This window comes from Clostridium formicaceticum (assembly GCF_001854185.1).
GTDB lineage: Bacteria > Bacillota > Clostridia > Peptostreptococcales > Natronincolaceae > Andreesenella > Andreesenella formicacetica.
The window spans coordinates 3,075,131-3,093,982 of record NZ_CP017603.1 but is presented as its reverse complement, the minus strand read 5'-3'; the positions used below and the strand labels follow the sequence as shown (position 1 = coordinate 3,093,982).

Genomic DNA, 18,852 nt, shown 5'->3' with positions numbered 1-18,852 from the left:
GGGTTATTTTATATTTCCTCTAGGGGAATTTTCAACTATTCTATTAGGGTATTTTTAGATTATCATAAACAATATTTCTTTTCATATCCATCATTCCTTTGAATACTCTCTATTTTACAACTCTCACTTCCACTAAATTTTTCCGTAGGCGAATAATACATATATTCAATTAAATAAGTGTGCCACTGAAAATAAGGTGTAAATAATATCCATACATCATCACAATTTTTCCAATCATTTTTTCCTATAATAAAGCCAAAGTGCGTATAATTAATACCTTCCACCAACTTATCTTGTTCAAGTTGAAGGTCTGTAAAACTTAAATTTTCTCTTACTTTTTTAGAAGATACTATCAACGAATTTGGTTTTTTATTAAACCCTACCTTTTGCTTTTCTAATAAATAGTTTCTAGCATCATTAACTATATTTTTTGTTCTAGTTAAAGCATTCTTTGTAGTAGCTATTTGATATAGCGTAATACTACTGCTGGTATAGTCAAATACCTTGGATTGAGGGTCTAACTCAAATATTGGATTCAAACTATACCTTCCATCAAAACCTGCATTAGCGTCAAGCATTATATTTGATTGCTTCGCCAATAAATAATTATATCTATTATCATAGGTAATAAATGCATTGTTAGTACTATATAAGCATGATCTAGTTAATATTTGTCTACATGTGAACAGTACTTCTTTAATATCCTCAAGATCATGTTTTTTATCAACCATTGTTTCTAAATTACTAAGTATGTTCATCATTTTCTTGCTTGGTTTCAAATTAACAAAACTCATTTCAGTAGTGCCATAGGTGTTATATTTTTCTTCAATTTCTTTTTTGATGTAGTCATGAAATTGCAGTATTTCTTTTCTGTAGTCCTTAAATACACTTGTAGCCGAAGATAGTATCTTCAATTCTTTATCACTAATTTCCAATTCCTTACATAAATCAATAAACTCATCACAAATTAATATATCTGCATCCGTAATAAAGTTACTCTTTTCTTTACAACTCTCCATGTATTTTTTATGAGTGATGCAGATTACTGAATGTTCTTTAATTATTTTATTATGGTCTTTTTTATTGTCTGAAGCTAAATAGTTTACTATTTCATTGCCCCAAGCCCAACCTTCAATTGCTTTTACGGTTTTCTTTAGCTTTTTTGCGTCCTGCTCCTCTGTATTCTCATTAGCAAATTTTTGAACATACACTACTCTATAACCTTCTAATGCTATATCTGCGATAGCTTCATAGCTTATATAACTTTTCCCGAATCCCGCTTCATTGTTAAGAACACGAAATTTATCTGCTTTCCAATATTCTTTTTTAGTAATCACATCTTTAATGTGTTGAGTTTGTATCTCTCTAACCTTTTCATCGATAATCTTCATCCTATTCCCTCTTCCTTCATCCTATAATTTTAGCTGACTTTTCTCGTACACCACTTTGAATATGCTTTCTCTGTATCATCAAATTCAAATACCCAAAATTGTTTTTTTGTAGTTCTATGGATGTCAGAATCAATCAATTTACATCCTTCTGATATATAAAAATCTTTTTGTTGAGGATTATATATAAACACATATCCTTTTCCATAATGTTTCATCGAACCAACCTCCTATCTTTTAAAAAATCTCAAGGGAGCTTCACCTCCGAGTTAAACTAATAAGCTTAGAGAGTTAAACTCTCTAAGCAATCTTACTCTTAAACTTGTAATACTCTATCCGATCAACTTCTACAGCCTTGCCTTCTGCAACAAGATAATAACCTTGCTTCTGTTCTTCAAATTGTCCATATCTTACTTTTCTATCGATTAAATTTTTAATCATATCTGGTGTAATATTGCAACCGATATAGAAACAACTAGATTGATTAACAAGTTCTTTAACTCTTCCTTCTACATTTGCAACAATATTATCCGTCCATGCGTGAGCAGCTTCTAAACCTGCATTTCGAGGACTAAAAGCAAAAGTATTGTTTACAATATCTTTATCGTTTAATTTAATCATCTTTAAATCTTCAGCGATGTCCTGATATTTAAATATCAATTCGGTTAAGTACCTATCTAGCTTAGAAAATTCCTTTATGTCTTTTATATCTTCAAATATTTTACTTTTTCTAAATGATCTAGTGCATTGATGATGACTTATACCTTTGCAGAAATGTAACATACTCAAAAATATTGGACTTGCATCGCAATTCGTACCTAATATGTCTGAAAAAGTTTGGTAGTATTCTGCGACCATGCCATGCGTCAATTCATGACGGATTACTTGTCTTAGTTTTTGTTTATAGTAACTCTTGTTGATACCTGCGTAGGCATCCCACTTATTGTATTTATAATTGACCAATTCATCTATAACCCTTGAATCTATAGTAATTTTGTGAGTGTAACGAATTTTATCTTTAACATCAACTTGCTCATACAAACCATGTGCATTTAAATCTCTTAGATCACCCTCAACTATCATAACTTTATTTCTCAGAAAAGGTCTTCGCTGATATTTAAAACAAACCTTTCTCAATCCTTCTAATTCCTTCTTTAGCAATTTTTCTAACAACTCTTGTCTTTTCATTTTTCTCCTCCTAAATTGTTTTTATTTTCTCTCTCCCGCTCTCTCTAAAAAATATTTTTAAATAATTTCATTTTTCATATTGACAATGAACATTATCTATAGTATAATTTTTTTAACCTCTTATTTCAGAGGTCTAGCTTCGTGTAATCAAAATTAGTAAAAAGCTACTGCTTTTAATATAACATGTTTGGCTTTTTTTGTCAACTCTATTTCTATTTTTTTATTGTGGTACGATCTTGCACTGATTGCTTTGCTATATCTTCTTGTGATAATGCAGTCTTATCATTATGATAACTCTGATAATCTTTTCTCTGTTTCACCACACACAAAACCCCAAACCCTACACACCTTGCAAACACTACATTCTGTAAATCCCTATAAACGTTGAAAAATAGCCATTTCTTAAAATTATCGTCTAAAATGATGCTCATATTTGCCCTGTGTTGAATGTGGAGGTATACTAGGTCTAGTGTAAATATAAAATGGCTTAGAATGGCATTTAAGTCGAATTTGGTGTAGATATGAGTTACCTAATATCTACACCTTTTGCTTTAATTCTTGATCTGCGGAGGGTTTAGATATTTCGTATGTGAGTGATACTGGGAGGTCTTCTAGCAATTCTCGATTGTGCCAATTTGGCAAGATCAATTTTTCATATCTCTCAATTAACCTATAGGCATTTCTTTGTTTAAATCCAATTGATTCCAACCACTCTCCAAAACACCCATATCCATGTTGTGCCAACTTATCCTGTGCTTCCTTTAACTCCCTGCCTAAATCAGTATATGCTCTACCTACAATTTCCCTCAAGTTGCTTAATCATTTCTTCATCTGCGTTTTCAGCTATAAATTTGGCTTGACGATACGTCTCTCTGTTTCCAAAACCCACTTCATTAGCAACTGCATCATCTGTTTTCCCTCGAGGTACAAAATCTTGTACATCGGATTTTTGATTGTTGAGATTAGATAATGAATTCTCTTTAGCAATCTTACTATACTCTTCCTTTAATTTTTCTGCCCATTCCATTTTTTCACTAAAACTAAAATCTTTTCTATCTACTTGTTTTAGAAAGTTAAAGACTACCTATTAAGGCAGCCCTTTTTTATTTCCCCTTCAAAAGGTTAATAATAATTCTTCCTAACTTCTGTTCTCTCCCAGATTTCGTTAGTGGAACCCCTGTCGCCTTAGATATTTTACGCTTATACTTAGTAATTCCTAGAAACCTTTTCCATGAAAAACCGCCTTTATTCAATTAGATTCCCCCCTTTTAATTACAACGGTATGTAACTATACTCTATCTCTACATCTAAGCCCAATTTACTGTCCTCTGGTATCTCTATAGCATCCCATGTATATACCCCTTCTTTGACTTCTATTAATCCTAGTATTGGTTCACCGCCTAGACACAGATCATTGATTAGATCATCTATACTGGCTAATTTAAAGCCTTGTTTTGGTGTATCTCCTGTTGTGAATTCATCTTGTCTAAATCTTTCGCTGTCGATGCTTGATTTAATAAAGATTTTTTTCATTTGCTTACCTCCTACAAATTTATTATTTACTATATAATTAATTATAAACTAATTAGTTAATAAAGTCAATGGTTAATTTTAAATCTATTGATTATTTATAAATTAATTGTTATACTAATTGAAGGAAATTACAGAAAGGATGATGATTGAAATGTTATATGAAAATTTTTCTAAAACTATTAAAAAAATAATGATTGATGAGGAAACAGGAACTAAGGAAATTGCAGAAAAATTAGGGGAAAGCCAACAAAATGTTATAGGTAAAATTAATAGAGAAACAATTAGATTAATGGATGTAGAGAGAATATTAGATGCAATCGGTTATGAATTAGTTATTCAAAAGAAAAAAGAGGACTAGAACAGTCCTCTTTGATTATCCCCTATGCTACTCTGTCAATGCCCTTAGATGGTGTGATGCAATATTATATCTTTGTGTTATAAATATTAGTTACTTACTATTCTCTAGTTCCTTTTCTAGTCTATTTATAATTCTATGGATATTATTAGTGATTTCATTTGTAATTTTTTCTTTCTCTTTTCTAGTAGAAAAAGCCATATCCCAAACAAATTTTTCCATAAATTTATTTACTATATCTTCTTTTAACTTCTTCTTATTTTTAGATAAGGGAACCCCTAGTATTTCTGCGATAGTTTCATAGTCATCTTCTAGGCAACCAAATATTTTTCTATATCTATTATTGATAGAATTTTTAAATCGTTCTAAGGCAATTGGGTCAAAATCTACAGTATTATCATTTTCTTTCATTTGAATTCTCCCCCATATAACCTTCAATTGGTTTCATGATATTTTCTCTCCCGCTGTCATCTTTTTTTGACTCCCTCACCTTTTTTCTCTCCTTTTTAGCATAATGTTTCTCTATATATTCAAATGCTCTCATGTACCAATCTCGATCTATATATCCTCTATTTAATAATGACTTTAATAATGCTTGTTCATAGTGCATAACCTATTCCCCCTTTTTCTTTAGATTTCTCTTCCAAAATAATTTATTTTAAGCATTTTAATAATAGACTACGACTTTTCTGATTTTGTATCTTTATTAAAAGCACTTTCATACCTTTCAAAAACAGGTATGGCTCTCTTTTGCAAATCTTCAATTATATATGCCTTATTAAAAATAAATTTTTTATACTGCATTGCAAAACTATGGAAAATTTCTTTTAAATTTTTTGTCGGTTCACATCCAACTATTTCTATCAACAAATCCATATTCTCATGTAAGATATCATAATAAAGTTTACAAAATATTTCACTAAGTTCTTTTGAAGCATAATCACCCAGAACGTTTAATATATATTGTAAATCTGGTGTAACAACAGTTACTCTCATCTCTTGTTTTTTTGATTTTTCTTCTAATTTAACCTTTATTATTCGTTCGTTTGTTGAAAAATCGTCGCCTGTTAAATGTAATTTATTTATAACTATCTTAACTGACTCCAATACTTTTTCTATCTCTTCTAATTGTATCCTTAACTTTTTACTATAGTTTTCTTGAATATTTTTAGATCTTTCTCTTTTATTGAGAATCCCTTCTTCAACAAGTTTTGCAAAATCAACCGCATTCTTATTGAAAATTATATTTACTTCAAAAAATTTGGATGTGTCAATTTTATCTTTGTTTTGATCTAATAATTCTCTTAATTTAATATCTATGTCTTCATCAAAAATGTTAGTGTCATTTAATATTAACTCCATTTTATCCTCTCCTACTTCTTCTATTTGATTGCTATTATATAATATATTTTTATATTATATAACTCTTTAAATTTTAAATATATTATGCTACAATTTAGTTATAGCAATGGTTTTAAAATATTAAATATAATATAAAACGTAAGTCATTAAGCCCTTAATGGGCTTTTTTCTTTGCAAGTTGGATTAGTTTATCAATGCCGAATTTTGCAACGCTGCAAAATTTAAAAATTGTACCTTTCTGGTGTAGATAGATTATTATGTATTGTATGTTGAGAAGGGTATGCGATTATCGCACATGCTAAAATCAGGAGGACTAAATTTCGTCTATCTGTTTATCGGAGAAATCCGAGGTAGAATTTTTACGCCACTAATAATCGGAGTTGCAGAAATCTTCCACACCGATAAAATCATCACTAATAATCCTCTAATTTTCAACTGTTGTGGACGATTTCGGCAACAACTGTTCTTTGTTATTTTTAGGATAGGGTTTGCCGAAATCTTCCAACCCTATAAATAAACAACACTAATAATCCTCTACCTACCAATTTTTTGAAAATTGATAAACACAGGATTTGTAGTGTTATTTGTTAGGGTCGATTTGAACCTTGCTATCATTTTCAGTGATAACGATAACCAACGGATTTTTCGCTTATGGAAAATTTTCCAGAAGCAAAACTTAAATTGTTTGCACCTGCTACTCCTTATCACCCTGTGGAAAATTTTCCCTAGGGTAACCACCAAGTTTCATTTTTTAAACATTGTGCAAAATTTTGCACCAAGTTTGATTAATAGTTTCTAGTTTAGGACAATTGTCCATAACTAGACATTTTGAGGGTTTATACCAACATAGACACTTTTGTCCATCTTAGGTCGGTTGTATTATCCAACTCACCTTTAAACACACTTAATAGACCTATTAGTCTATAGGTTTAAAAAAACGCTTATATGGGGCATTGTGGGCTTTATACTGCTAATACATCGCCTACATACTTGTCCAAATTAATAGTATATAGGTCTTCATTGCCAATTAGGATATTATAGATTTCTTTTATTTTTTCAGTGGCTTTGACTTCATACGATAGATTGCCTAAACACGTTTGTAGATACTTGTCCATGCAAAAAATAATATTACTATTGTTCATCGTTTCACCTATGCGAATAAACATTTTCAACAGATCGTTAGCCTTTATTCTAGTAATTGTGGATAACTTTTGAATTTTACTAGATAAATAAGGTAAAAATTTCTGTCTATCTTTTTTAGAGGAATTTCCTGTTCCATGGTTATCATTGTCATCATCATCTTCTTTTTCTTTTTCTTCTTCCTCTAACATCTCCTGCAATGCTAATTGTTCATAATGCTCTATCAACTTATTAATCATATATTTATTATTTTCATGAATATATGCTTTTTTATATTTATTATTAAGCCAGGGGAATATGTAGCAGTTATGATCCCAAGTCCCACCTTCAGAACGTCTTGATTTTACGATCATAAATGGTAATTCACCGATTTTTATTTTTTGAATTTTAGCTAAATTTCTAAAAACAGTATGTCTACAAACGTTGATTTCAGAAGCAATTTTTTGTTGATTGGGAAAACTATGGTCTTTGCCATTGTGACAATGGGACAAAAGTGTATCGATGATTAATTTTTGTGTTGGGGTCAAATTCAAATTAAAGTAAAGATGGTAGTTTTGCTTAGTCAATTTCATTATCTACCACCTCCACTAAGGAAATGGTCTAAAATACCTACTTCTCTATGCTTTTTAATTACATCATCGTTATTTAAGAAAATATATTGACGAGTTGTAGTAATATTAACATGTCCCATCATTTTTTGGAGGGTAAAAACGTCAACATTCTTCTTTACCATTTCAGTTGCAAATGTATGACGTAATATGTATGGTGTACATTTATTATCAATTTTAGCTTCTTCTTTATATTTTCTAAAGTTAGTAAAAACATCAGATTCTTTAATAACCTTTTCGCCTGTTGTAGATAAAAACAGATATGTTTGTCCTTGTTCTATCGCTATATCTTTTAATTCTTGTAGATAATCTAAAGTTTTTCTTGATAAGGGTAGTATTCGCTCTGTTCTAGTCTTACTAACCTTTGCTCTAACAATAATATAACCATCTGTGAAATTAACATCATAGATAGTGGCTTGAAGAAGTTCACCAATTCTTATTCCACAATCTAAAATAGTTAATGTAAGTGTTAAATCTCTAAATCTTGCATAAGTATAATTGCCAATAGCACTAACTAATTTTTTAACTTCGATTTTATTTAGTGGCTTAACTCTATCCTCTGGTACTTTCACAAGCTTTAAATTATTGTTATAATTATTTTTAATGTATTCATTTTTTAATAGCCAATTTATATATACTTTTATTGGTCTAAGCCTTACATTTACAGTACATGGAGCATATTTTTTCTCATATATCATGTACTCTTTATAATCTATAAATAATGTCTTTTGTACATACTGGTCAACATCAGACCATTCAGATTGTTCAAGCCAACGTGTAAAAAAAGAGAATATATATTTATGGTCTTTAATTGTTCTCTCAGATAGATTTTCCAACATTTTATCTCTAACAAATTCAGTATGCAATTCAATAAATCTTCTGATAGTTATTTCCTTCTTTGAAGTATGTTCATTTTTTATACTGGTTTCAATCTTCTTTCTACCTTTCATAGAAATAGCCATTTTCCAATACCTCCATGGTTTTATTTAAGGAAAAACCATAACTGGACATATTGGTTATAATCATTTTCAAAAAATAAAAAATGACTATAACATAAAACATTATAATCATTGATTTTACTTGAAAATTCAATATATGGCGGGAGTACGTGGGAATCGAACCCACCCAAGAGGCTACTAACCCCTCGCGCTGGTTTTGAAGACCAGAGGGCACACCAGCACCCATCTACCCCCATATGTTATTTATTGTTGCCACTTATGTATTATAGCATACATGTTTATTATATACAACCTGTTTTTTTATTTTTTCTTTAGCCTACTTAATTCCTGTAATTTAAACAAAAATTTAGGAAAATCCCTAAATTCTTGTTTTGCTTTCTAAGTTTCTTCATTGAGAAACCTTTAAAGGCAGAGACACCTTTACTTTACAACAAAAGATTTTCTTGATACAAAAAGCACAAACCCGCTTCTAATTCACTGGTTTGTGCTATGCTTATTATTACATTTTTTCAGGTAACGATATAGATAAAAAGACAACAACAAAAACCAATTGATTCCCCATAAGTAAGGAGATCGTATGCCGTCTACAGTAAAACTGCTTAAGGGATATAGAAAAGGCGTAGGAAAATAATCTCTAGCATGACTGGGAATATCCATTAAAATATGTAAAATCCACGCTAAAGCAGCAAATTTATTGTTATTTCTGAAAAATATCTCTGTAAATGGCAAGGAATTTTGTAAACCTATTTTATTTTTTAACTATTTTTTACTTAATGTAAAACCCTCTTATCCTCCAGCCGTTTGGTAAGCCTAATATTATCAAAGTATTCCAACAGTGCAACAGCATATTTTCTACTGCTATTCAGTAGATCTCTAAACTCTGCCAAGGATATACTGTCTTTTTTATTGATATGTTCTATCAACATAGCCTTGGCCTTTAAGTATGCTTTTTCATGCAAAATAATTTCTGAATTAATTTTTATTAGCTCTCTTCCTAACATAGTTTCTAAAACTTGATCGATTTCTTGCCTCTTATAGGAAATACTTTTTATCACATCTTCTATCTTAGGTGTTGCATAAGGCTCTTTTAAATAAGCAGCTTCTATCTTTGATTTAATCTCTAACTGTGTAGGATTAAAGGAAATTTCAAAATCATATGCTGCAATATACTTTTCAAACACCTTTACAAGTTTATCTCTCTGTAGTAATTCTAGCAATGCATCCCCCGACTTTCCTGCGTTTTTAGGAACAATCTTGTTTTTAAATTCTTCCTTTATCATACCCAATCTTAAAGGATTTTGCTGATGATACTTACTTAGCAATAGAAGCGTTTTTTCCTTTATTTCTTCATAGTGTTTTTTATGAAGAATGATGGTATTATTTAGCAGCAATACCCTCCCCTTCTCCTTCAACCCTATAACAAGTTTTTGCACCTCTTCTACCTGCTGAGCAGTTAATTTTGCTAAAAAACCAACATCAGGAAACTGGTTACTGTATCTTTCAATGTGCTTTTCTAAAACATCTTCCGGTGTTCCTTTTTCTTTTATCAGTAGTTCTTGAATGATCTTTTCATCGAATCTTTTATGTTTTTTGGGATTACTATCTACTACAACTGCACCTCCAACAGTTGTCAGCGGTGAATAAAACCTGACAACAATGCGATCTCCTTTTTTTACTGCAATGGACTCCTCTAATCGAAATTGTACCAGGCCACTGTCTCCTGGCTGCATTTCCTCTTTTTCCAGCAACACCACTCTTGCAAAAATTTCTGTTGAACCATGATATAATCTTACTCTATCTCTATTTTGAAGCTTCCTACTACCATCCCTCAATACATTGATTCTTGCATCAATCATCATTGTGGTCTCCATAGCATCGGCTTGCGCTAAAACATATCCTCTTTCTATCTCTTCCTTTTTCACATTGGCTAAATTAATTGCAACCCGCTGTCCTGCATAAGCAGCTTCTACAGGCTCTCCATGTACCTGTATATTTCTTATACGCACCTTCACGTTATCTGGTAATATTTCTAATGTATCCTCTAAGGAGATTTTTCCCTCTAATAAAGTGCCTGTAACAACTGTTCCAAATCCTGTAATGCTAAAAACTCTATCTATAGGCATTCTAGTAGGTGCCTCAATATCTCTACTTTCTGTTTCATCAGTTAACTGGTCTATGGTATCAATCAATTCCTTAATTCCTTTTTTGCTGACAGAATCCACCACCAACATTTTTGCATCCTTTAAAAAAGTGTGTTTTACCTTTTCCCTTATATCCTCTTGAATTAATTGCAGCCACTCTTCCTCCACCAAACTGGCTTTTGTAATAACAATGATTCCTTTTTTTATGTTTAACACCGATAAAATATCTAAATGTTCCTTTGTTTGAGGCATTACGCCTTCATCAGCAGCAATCACCAGCATAACGATATCCATGCCACCGGCTCCTGCCAACATATGTCGAACAAATTTTTCGTGCCCCGGCACATCTATAATTCCTGCTCTTCTCCCACTAGGTAAGTCAAAATAGGTAAACCCTAGTTCAATAGATATACCTCTTTTCTTTTCTTCTTTTAATCTATCTGTCTCTCTGTTGGTTAAGGCCTTTATTAAGGTTGTTTTACCGTGGTCAATATGTCCTGCTGTCCCTATAATAATATTTTTCAACTTTTATACGCCCCTTTATATCTTCATAGTATCCTTTAGTGCTTTCTTAATAATATCATAGTCCTCTTCCTTAATTGTCCTTACATCTATGATTAACTGTTCTTCTTGAATCCTAGTAATAATAGGAATCGTATGACTTCTTAGTTTTTCTTCTAACTTTGATACAGACAAATGCATTGGCTTTATGGCTATAACTTTTGTAGGCAATTTTTCTAAGGGTAAAGAGCCTCCCCCCACTTGAGAAAAGTCCTCTTTGATTTCCATCGGCAGATCTAAATTAGCCAAGATATCATATAACTGCTGCGCCCTTTTTTGTAAGGATGCTACTGATTCTGTTAACATCTTCAATGTAGGAATTTTTTTAATCATTTCCTCCTCATCCAGATATAATTTTAATGTAGCTTCTAAAGCTGCCATTGTCAACTTATCTATTCTAAAGGCTCTGGTTAGAGGATTCTTTTTCATTTGATCTATCCAGTGTTTGTTACCTACAATAATGCCTGCTTGAGGGCCTCCTAGAAGCTTATCTCCACTAAATGTCACCACATCTACTCCTAAAGCTACACTTTCCTGCACTGTAGGTTCATAGGTTAATCCATATTTTTGTAAATCTACTAAAACACCACTCCCTAAATCCTCAATAACAGGAACATTATTTTTTCTGCCTAGAGCAACCAGTTCTTTTAGCGCCACTTCTTCTGTAAAACCCAGAATTTTATAATTACTGGTATGTACCTTTAACAATGCTGCTGTATTTTCTCCTAGAGCTTTTTCATAGTCCCATAGATGGGTTTTATTTGTAGTCCCTATATCTACTAATTTAGCACCACTTTGTTCCATAACATCCGGAACTCTAAAGGAACCACCTATTTCCACCAACTCTCCCCTAGAAACAATGACTTCTTTCTCCTTCGCCATTGTACTTAACACCAGCATCACTGCCGCAGCATTATTATTCACAACAAGTGCGTCATCCGCACCGGTTAAATACTTTATCAATTCTACAACATGACTATAACGGCTACCTCTTTTACCTGTATCTACATTTAGTTCTAGGTTTGAGTATCCTGCCGCAACCGACCATACTTCTTCTTTTATTTCGTCACTTAAAAGAGCTCTTCCTAAATTTGTATGCAAAACAACGCCTGTTGCATTAATCACTTTCCTCAGATTCATCGCCATAAACTTCTCACTTTGATAAATAACGTTTTCAATCAATTCACTCATATTTACCTGAAGATTCGCTAGTTCACTTTCCTTCATTGCTAATATTTTGTTTCTATAATTCTGAAGGCATTTTCTTATGCTATTCACTACAACCTTTCTGGGGATCTGATCTATTAAATGAATCACTTCATCGCAGTTTAAAAGTTCATCTACTGAAGGTAATTTGCTTAATATAGATTTTTTATTCATTTGTTCTCGCTCCTTCATGCTAATATTTTTAAAGTATAACATATTTTTTATTATAATATACTCTCAAAAAAAACTCCAACATCGTTGTATTTTGCGCAAAATTATAAATAATCTAAAAACTTATTTGATTTTTTTAAAATGTATGTTAAAATTGATATATTAATAGTGGTTTTGTGCTAATCTTCTGTTACTTTTTTATAATAATTATACTATTTTTTTTATACTAATTTCTGCTATTTTATTAATTTATAGTAGTTATGTTATTTTTTTTATAATATAGCCAATAATAACATAGTAGCTTCTTTTACAGGATTTTTACATAATTATCTTAATTCTTTTGCTGCTAGTTTATTTATATTTAAAACAATATGGAGGTGATTAATGGGTAGAAGTGAAAAGTATCGTTGGAATTTATTATAATTTAATAAGAGGAGGAGGTTTTTTATGTTTGCTTTTGTAAATACCATTGAAAGTATTAATAGTACGCTTAACGGTCTTGTATGGGGTCCTTATATGTTAGTTCTTCTTGTAGGTACTGGAATTTATTTTACTTTTAAAACAAATTTTCTTCAAGTGAAAGAATTTAGTTTCACCATGAAAGAAACTTTAATGAAAATTTTTGAAAAACCTGATACAGATATTACTGAAGGAGATATTACACCCTTTCAAGCGCTTGCCACAGCATTGGCGGCAACCATTGGTACTGGTAACATCGCAGGGGTTGCTACTGCTATAGCCCTCGGTGGGCCTGGAGCAATCTTTTGGATGTGGGTTTCTGCCTTCTTTGGTATGATGACAAAGTTTGCAGAAGTTGTGTTAGCCATTCAATACCGCGAGAAAAATGAAGAAGGTAACTGGGTTGGTGGGCCTATGTACTATATAGAAAAAGGTCTTGGTCTGAAGTGGTTAGCTATTGTTTTTTCTATTTTTGGTGCGTTAGCAGCCTTTGGTATAGGAAATATGGTACAGTCTAACTCTGTTGCTGCTGCTATGACTACATTTAATATACCTCCAGCAGTGACAGGCGCTGTTTTGGCGGTAGCCGCTGCTTTAGTTATATTAGGAGGATTAAAGAGAATTGCCTCTGTTACTGAAAGAATTGTACCATTTATGGCTGTATTTTATATTATCGGTGCTTTGATTATTTTGATTATGCATATTTCTGAAATTCCTGCTGCCTTTGGTTTAATCTTTAAACATGCCTTTACTCCTGCTTCTGCTGTAGGTGGATTTGCTGGTGCGGTTGTGATGGAGGCTATGCGTAGAGGGGTAGCCCGTGGTGTATTCTCTAATGAAGCTGGTTTAGGTAGTGCACCTATTGCCCATGCTGCTGCAAGAACAGATCATCCAGTTCGTCAAGGACTTTGGGGAATCTTTGAAGTATTTGCTGATACAATTGTTATCTGTACTTTAACAGCTTTAACCATCCTTGCCACTGGTGTTTGGAATAGTGGTTTAACAGGAGCAGAACTAACTACTGCAGCCTTTAATGATGGTTTACCTGGCCCTGGTGGTATTATCGTTGCTATCGGCATTTTATTCTTTGCCTTCTCTACTATTTTAAGTTGGGCTTATTATGGTGAAAAATGTGCTGAGCATTTATTTGGTTCAGGTATTAATAAAATTTATAGAGTTATCTGGTTACCACTAATCTTTGTAGGCGCTATCGGCAGTCTAGACCTTATTTGGGATATTGCCGACACATTAAATGGTTTAATGGCTATACCAAACTTAGTTGGTTTATTAGGGCTAAGCGGCATTGTTATTAAGCTTACAAAAGAGTTTTTTACAGAGAAAATAAATAAGTAATTATCATTATGATAAAAGACAGGAGATATTAGGTTTCCTGTCTTTTATCTGTTCTATAGTAATTTTTTTAGCATTATTTTATCCTTAGGTATATTGCTAAAACCCTCACTTCTAGGTAAACAAACTAAGTGACTAACACCAAATCAAAGATTTGGATTATCTACTTATGCAAGTGGGAGATCAAGTCCCATATCCTGGAAGTAAGTTCCGCTATAATTCAAGAGAAGTAAAAACTTCCCTTGAATTAAGTCTCATTTTATATAGATCCTATAATCTTGCTTTGAAGTCACCCTTCCTACGACTGCAAAATCATTTTTATTTATAGCTTTTAAGTTTTCTAAAGCCTTCTCTACATCTTCTTCGTGTAAGGAAAATAACAAACCTCCAGAGGTTTGAGGATCATATAGTATATCTTGAACAGCTTCTTTAACAGAAATTGCTACCTGTACTTCTTTTTCAATATGTCTTTTATTGGCATACATTCCTGCTGGCAGGATCCCCATCTCTGCGTATTCTAAAGCCCCCTCCACCAGTGGGATTCTTTCACTAAATATTTCTAAAGATACATCACTTCCCTTTGCCATCTCATAAGCATGTCCGAGAAAGCCAAAACCTGTTATATCTGTACATGCTGAAAGTCTTAGATTTTCTAATGCTTCCAACGCATACTTATTTAATGTACGCATTGTTTTTACTGCTGCTTCATACTGACTTGGAGTACATAGATCAGCTTTAATGGCAGTGTTTAATATACCCGTACCCAAAGGTTTGGTCAATATTAAATAGTCTCCTTCCTTGGCTTGGCTATTGGCTAAAATCTTTTTCGGATGAGCAATTCCAGTAACAGACAATCCATACTTAGGTTCATCATCTTCAACAGTATGTCCTCCTACCAGCAAAGCATTTGCTTCCAATACCTTATCTGCTCCTCCCCTTAATATTTCCTTTAATATATCTGTCGTTAAACAAGTGGGAAAACAGACGATGTTCATCGCTGTAAGCGGCTGGCCTCCCATGGCATAAACATCACTTAATGAATTAGCTGCTGCTATCTGTCCATAGAGATAAGGATCATCTACTACTGGTGTAAAAAAATCTAAAGTTTGTATCAAAGCTGTTTCTTCATTTAACTGATATACAGCAGCATCATCTGAGGTATCTAAACTAACAAGCAGTTTATCTGTATTTATTCTAGGTAAGTGGCACAGTACCTGTGCCAGGACATCAGGTCCTATTTTTGCCGCTCATCCAGCACTTTTGGTTAGTTGTGTTAGTCTTTTATCAAGTGCCAATGTTTTTTCCTCCCTTCATCTTATCTTACTACTCTCTATAAAAAGTATTTATACCCTCTTATTTTACCGTAATTTTATCTTTAATTTCACTAAATTTTTTCTCTCCAATGCCACTGACATTTTGAAGTTCTTCGATCCTCTGAAAACCTCCTTTCTCACTTCTATAGTCTATGATTCTTTGGGCTAAAGTATTTCCAATGCCCGGAAGTGACTCTAACTCTTCTTTGGAAGCCTTATTAATATCCAGTCCATTGCTGCCTACAGAGGTTGTCACTATAGTTGCTTGGCTTACTACTTGATCCAAAGAAGAATTTGGAAGATTTTCTTCTTCTGTAGGGATATAAATTTTTTCTTCATCCAGGATTTTTTTAGCCAAATTTACTTGCTTTCTATCGGCAGTGCTTTTTAGGCCACCAGCAGCTTCAATGGCATGAAAAACCCTAGATTCTTCTGGCAATTCATACACGCCTGGTTGTATTACCTCTCCTTCTACATGTACAATAATAGTAGGCTTCCTTGTCTTTGTTTCGTTTTGACTCTCTTGATATTCTATCACAGTCTCTTGTTGTGATTCACTTAAAATATATATTTCTTTTTTCCTCTTTAATTGATTTGTATAGAAGATAAAAGCAAATACTATAACTATAAAAATAATCATAATAAGTTTTTGTCTATGATTTAACTTCATTACCATGATTACTCCACTCCTTTTATATCATAGGAGATCCTTATATTCAATAAAAATCTCAAGTTTATTAAAAGAATTTCTATAGGTATATTTATTTTTCCTCTATATTCTGCAAAGTTTTCCTTAAAAAATTTATTCATATCTGCTATACTATATAAGTGAATGCTTTTATACTCTATAAAGTGAATACTGTACTCTATACAAGGTTGGTGAAAAAAATGTCAAAAAAACTAAATATTCTTTTTCTTATGCTACTTATACTTATCTTTTCTACTGCTATTACATCTGCCGCTTATGCAGATTTAAATATAACAGCTCCAAATGCAGTATTAATAGATTATACTACCGGAAAAGTTTTATTTGATCATAACGCACATGAGGTAGCTTACCCCGCCAGTACTACTAAAGTAATGACAGCGATCTTAGTTTTAGAAAATACTAACCTAAATGATGTTATAACAATTCAGGAAGATACCTATGTAGATGGTGCTAGTGCATATCTTCTTAAAGGTGAATCTTTTACTGTTGAAGAACTATTAAAAACCCTATTGATTCGCTCTGCTAATGACGTTGCAGAAGTACTGGCATATCATGTTTCTGGTTCTATAGAAGCATTTGCCCAATTAATGAATGAAAGAGCAAAGGAGTTAGGTGCCTTAAACACGCACTTTACAAATCCCCACGGACTTCCAGACGAAAACCACGTAACAACTGCCTATGACTTAGCGGTAATCGGAAAGCATGCTATGTCTTTTGACATTTTTAGAGAGATTGTCTCTACAGTCAATTTTAGTTTAGAGGCTACGGAATTTACACCAGAAGCCAGACATTACCGTAATACCAATCGTTTTTTATGGGGTACTGGCGGTGCCAACAGAATGCTGTATAATGGAGCATATACTAATATTCAATATGACCTTATTGATGGTATTAAGACTGGATATACCCGAGCAGCGCAACAGTGTTTGATCACCTCTTCTATTAAGAATGATCATCGTTTTATTGCTGTTGTATTGGGAGCGCAAGGAGTAAATATTTATTCTGATTCAAGAAGTTTGGTGGACTATGGTTACGACCACTTTCAATTGGTACAGCTAGTTGAAAAAAATCAGTTAAAAATTGAATCTCCTATTGAAAATGGTACACAGGATACCATCCCTCTTTATACAGAAGAAACACTATATGCTGTGGTTCCTAAAGCGTTAGATCTTTCTTTTGTTCATGAAGAAATCATAGTAAATGAAGATATAGCAGCTCCGATTGCAGCTGGTGATATTTTAGGAAGAGTCGTCTATTCTATTGAAGATGAAGTGTTAGGAGAAGTAGACTTAATCGTTGAAGATGATGTAGAAGTAAAACCTCTATTAAGAAGAATAACGATACCTTCAAACCTTATTATTGCTCTTGTGGTGTTATTTCTTTTATGGCAGCTTATTGTTATCACCATAAGATTAAAACGTAGAAGAGGAAAAAGAGGATTTTATTCAGGAAAACATGCTTCTTCTTATAAGTTTAGTAGAAGTTTATTAAATAAGCGAAAATAGGAGAAATGTCCCCTATTTTCGCTTATTTCATTCCAAAAACCTGTTCATGTAGTTTTTTCCCTGTAGGCGTTGCTGCCAATCCTCCTAAAGCAGTTTCTCTAAGCTCCATAGGTAAACATCTTCCTACTCTGTACATAGCGTCTACAACTTCGTCAAAGGGAATAAGACTCTTTACCCCTGCTAAAGCCATTTCAGCAGAAATAAGGGCATTTGCTGCTCCTATAGCGTTTCTTGCTTCGCAGGGAGACTCTACTAAGCCTGCTATAGGATCACAAACTAAGCCTAAAATATTCTTGATACAAATTGCAGCAGCATGAAAACTCGCTTCAGGTGAGCCCCCCATAAGCTCTACCACAGCCGCAGCAGCCATCGCAGCAGCAGAACCAGTTTCAGCCTGACAGCCACCTTCGGCTCCAGCAACCGTAGCATTTCTTGAAATAATCATCCCTATAGCACTTGCCGTCATTAAACCTTCTATTAACCGCTCGTCTGAAAGATGAAATTCTTCACCTATTGTAAGCAATGTTGCTGGTAATATGCCACTGGAGCCTGCTGTAGGGGCTGCTACAATTTTCCCCATGGCAGCGTTTACTTCCAATACTGCCATAGAACGACTTATCGCTTTACTCATCATCATTCCGCATACAGGCTGATGCCTCTCGCTGCGTTCTTTCACTTTTTTTGCATCGCCACCAATCAGTCCACTGACAGATTTGATATCCTCTGTTAAACCCTTATTGGTAGCCTCCTTCATAATGTCTAAGCTTATGGCAACTTTATCAATAATTTCTTTTTCTGTTAATTCAGAGGTTTTTTTTTCTTTTTCCATCATGATTTCAGATATTTTTTTGTTGGAATTATTACATAAATCCAATAACTCCCTTCCACTTGAAAAATTCATAGC

General features: G+C 32.9%; 20 protein-coding genes and 1 tRNA gene. 3 read left to right on the top strand and 18 right to left on the bottom strand.

From position 1 onward, the window contains the following. Positions 1-62 precede the first annotated feature (62 nt). The 7 genes from BJL90_RS14160 to BJL90_RS14135 all read right to left on the bottom strand — a co-directional run bounded on the left by BJL90_RS14160 (position 63) and on the right by BJL90_RS14135 (position 4,109). Positions 63-1,391, bottom strand: coding sequence for a hypothetical protein (locus BJL90_RS14160; RefSeq protein ID WP_070969297.1), 1,329 nt, complete (start codon positions 1,389-1,391; stop codon positions 63-65). 29 nt (positions 1,392-1,420) lie between these two features. Further along, the gene (locus BJL90_RS14155; protein ID WP_070969294.1) at positions 1,421-1,606 is read right to left on the bottom strand and encodes a hypothetical protein; all 186 of its coding nucleotides are present in this window, start codon (positions 1,604-1,606) and stop codon (positions 1,421-1,423) included. A gap of 82 nt (positions 1,607-1,688) precedes the next feature. After that, positions 1,689-2,576, bottom strand: a complete 888-nt coding sequence (locus BJL90_RS14150; RefSeq protein WP_070969291.1) for a hypothetical protein — start codon at positions 2,574-2,576, stop codon at positions 1,689-1,691. A gap of 537 nt (positions 2,577-3,113) precedes the next feature. After that, on the bottom strand, positions 3,114-3,386 hold the full coding sequence (locus BJL90_RS14145) for a DUF3102 domain-containing protein (RefSeq protein ID WP_070969288.1): 273 nt from the start codon (positions 3,384-3,386) through the stop codon (positions 3,114-3,116). Then, positions 3,367-3,603 (bottom strand): hypothetical protein, encoded by a 237-nt coding sequence (locus tag BJL90_RS14140; protein WP_070969286.1) that lies wholly within the window; start codon positions 3,601-3,603, stop codon positions 3,367-3,369. Before BJL90_RS14140 ends, BJL90_RS14145 begins: the two co-directional genes overlap by 20 nt. 76 nt (positions 3,604-3,679) lie before the next feature. After that, positions 3,680-3,829, bottom strand: coding sequence for a hypothetical protein (locus tag BJL90_RS22420; RefSeq protein ID WP_169824222.1), 150 nt, complete (start codon positions 3,827-3,829; stop codon positions 3,680-3,682). 19 nt (positions 3,830-3,848) lie between these two features. Beyond that, a complete protein-coding gene (locus BJL90_RS14135) occupies positions 3,849-4,109 on the bottom strand; it encodes a hypothetical protein (RefSeq protein WP_070969282.1) in 261 nt (86 codons plus the stop codon). Between the two features lie 151 nt (positions 4,110-4,260). On the opposite strand from BJL90_RS14135, the gene BJL90_RS14130 reads away from it, so the two are divergent. Further along, on the top strand, positions 4,261-4,467 hold the full coding sequence (locus tag BJL90_RS14130; protein WP_070969280.1) for a hypothetical protein: 207 nt from the start codon (positions 4,261-4,263) through the stop codon (positions 4,465-4,467). A 90-nt stretch (positions 4,468-4,557) separates the two neighbouring features. Here the strand turns inward: BJL90_RS14130 and BJL90_RS14125 are convergent, their stop codons facing one another. The 8 genes from BJL90_RS14125 to selA form a co-directional block, all read right to left on the bottom strand. Then, positions 4,558-4,875 carry a hypothetical protein gene (locus BJL90_RS14125; protein ID WP_070969276.1) on the bottom strand — a complete coding sequence of 106 codons (318 nt, stop codon included), beginning with the start codon at positions 4,873-4,875 and terminating at the stop codon, positions 4,558-4,560. Beyond that, positions 4,862-5,074: a hypothetical protein gene (locus BJL90_RS14120; protein ID WP_070969273.1), complete on the bottom strand. Its 213-nt coding sequence runs from the start codon at positions 5,072-5,074 to the stop codon at positions 4,862-4,864. The genes BJL90_RS14125 and BJL90_RS14120 overlap by 14 nt, the downstream gene beginning before the upstream one ends. A gap of 68 nt (positions 5,075-5,142) precedes the next feature. Next, positions 5,143-5,826 carry a hypothetical protein gene (locus BJL90_RS14115; RefSeq protein WP_070969271.1) on the bottom strand — a complete coding sequence of 228 codons (684 nt, stop codon included), beginning with the start codon at positions 5,824-5,826 and terminating at the stop codon, positions 5,143-5,145. 962 nt (positions 5,827-6,788) lie between these two features. Beyond that, positions 6,789-7,538, bottom strand: a complete 750-nt coding sequence (locus tag BJL90_RS14110; RefSeq protein WP_070969268.1) for a helix-turn-helix domain-containing protein — start codon at positions 7,536-7,538, stop codon at positions 6,789-6,791. After that, a complete protein-coding gene (locus BJL90_RS14105) occupies positions 7,538-8,536 on the bottom strand; it encodes a tyrosine-type recombinase/integrase (protein ID WP_070969266.1) in 999 nt (332 codons plus the stop codon). Before BJL90_RS14105 ends, BJL90_RS14110 begins: the two co-directional genes overlap by 1 nt. 134 nt (positions 8,537-8,670) lie before the next feature. Further along, positions 8,671-8,767 (bottom strand) — tRNA-Sec (locus BJL90_RS14100). A 536-nt stretch (positions 8,768-9,303) separates the two neighbouring features. After that, on the bottom strand, positions 9,304-11,199 hold the full coding sequence (selB, locus tag BJL90_RS14095; protein WP_070969263.1) for a selenocysteine-specific translation elongation factor: 1,896 nt from the start codon (positions 11,197-11,199) through the stop codon (positions 9,304-9,306). A 15-nt stretch (positions 11,200-11,214) separates the two neighbouring features. After that, entirely contained in the window at positions 11,215-12,615 is a 1,401-nt protein-coding gene (gene selA / locus BJL90_RS14090; RefSeq protein WP_070969260.1) for an L-seryl-tRNA(Sec) selenium transferase, read from the bottom strand. Between the two features lie 444 nt (positions 12,616-13,059). Here selA and BJL90_RS14085 point away from each other — a divergent pair, with 444 nt between their 5' ends. Continuing rightward, positions 13,060-14,424, top strand: a complete 1,365-nt coding sequence (locus BJL90_RS14085) for an alanine/glycine:cation symporter family protein (RefSeq protein ID WP_070969257.1) — start codon at positions 13,060-13,062, stop codon at positions 14,422-14,424. 251 nt (positions 14,425-14,675) lie between these two features. On the opposite strand, the gene selD is transcribed toward BJL90_RS14085, so the two are convergent. After that, the gene (gene selD, locus BJL90_RS14080) at positions 14,676-15,716 is read right to left on the bottom strand and encodes a selenide, water dikinase SelD (RefSeq protein WP_081562014.1); all 1,041 of its coding nucleotides are present in this window, start codon (positions 15,714-15,716) and stop codon (positions 14,676-14,678) included. Between the two features lie 58 nt (positions 15,717-15,774). Further along, positions 15,775-16,410 (bottom strand): helix-hairpin-helix domain-containing protein, encoded by a 636-nt coding sequence (locus BJL90_RS14075; RefSeq protein WP_070969252.1) that lies wholly within the window; start codon positions 16,408-16,410, stop codon positions 15,775-15,777. A 212-nt stretch (positions 16,411-16,622) separates the two neighbouring features. Between BJL90_RS14075 and BJL90_RS14070 the strand changes: the two genes are divergently transcribed. After that, positions 16,623-17,948 (top strand): D-alanyl-D-alanine carboxypeptidase family protein, encoded by a 1,326-nt coding sequence (locus tag BJL90_RS14070; RefSeq protein ID WP_070969249.1) that lies wholly within the window; start codon positions 16,623-16,625, stop codon positions 17,946-17,948. A gap of 22 nt (positions 17,949-17,970) precedes the next feature. Here BJL90_RS14070 and sdaAA read toward each other — a convergent pair whose 3' ends face one another. Then, positions 17,971-18,849, bottom strand: a complete 879-nt coding sequence (gene sdaAA / locus BJL90_RS14065) for an L-serine ammonia-lyase, iron-sulfur-dependent, subunit alpha (protein WP_070969247.1) — start codon at positions 18,847-18,849, stop codon at positions 17,971-17,973. Positions 18,850-18,852 lie beyond the last annotated feature (3 nt).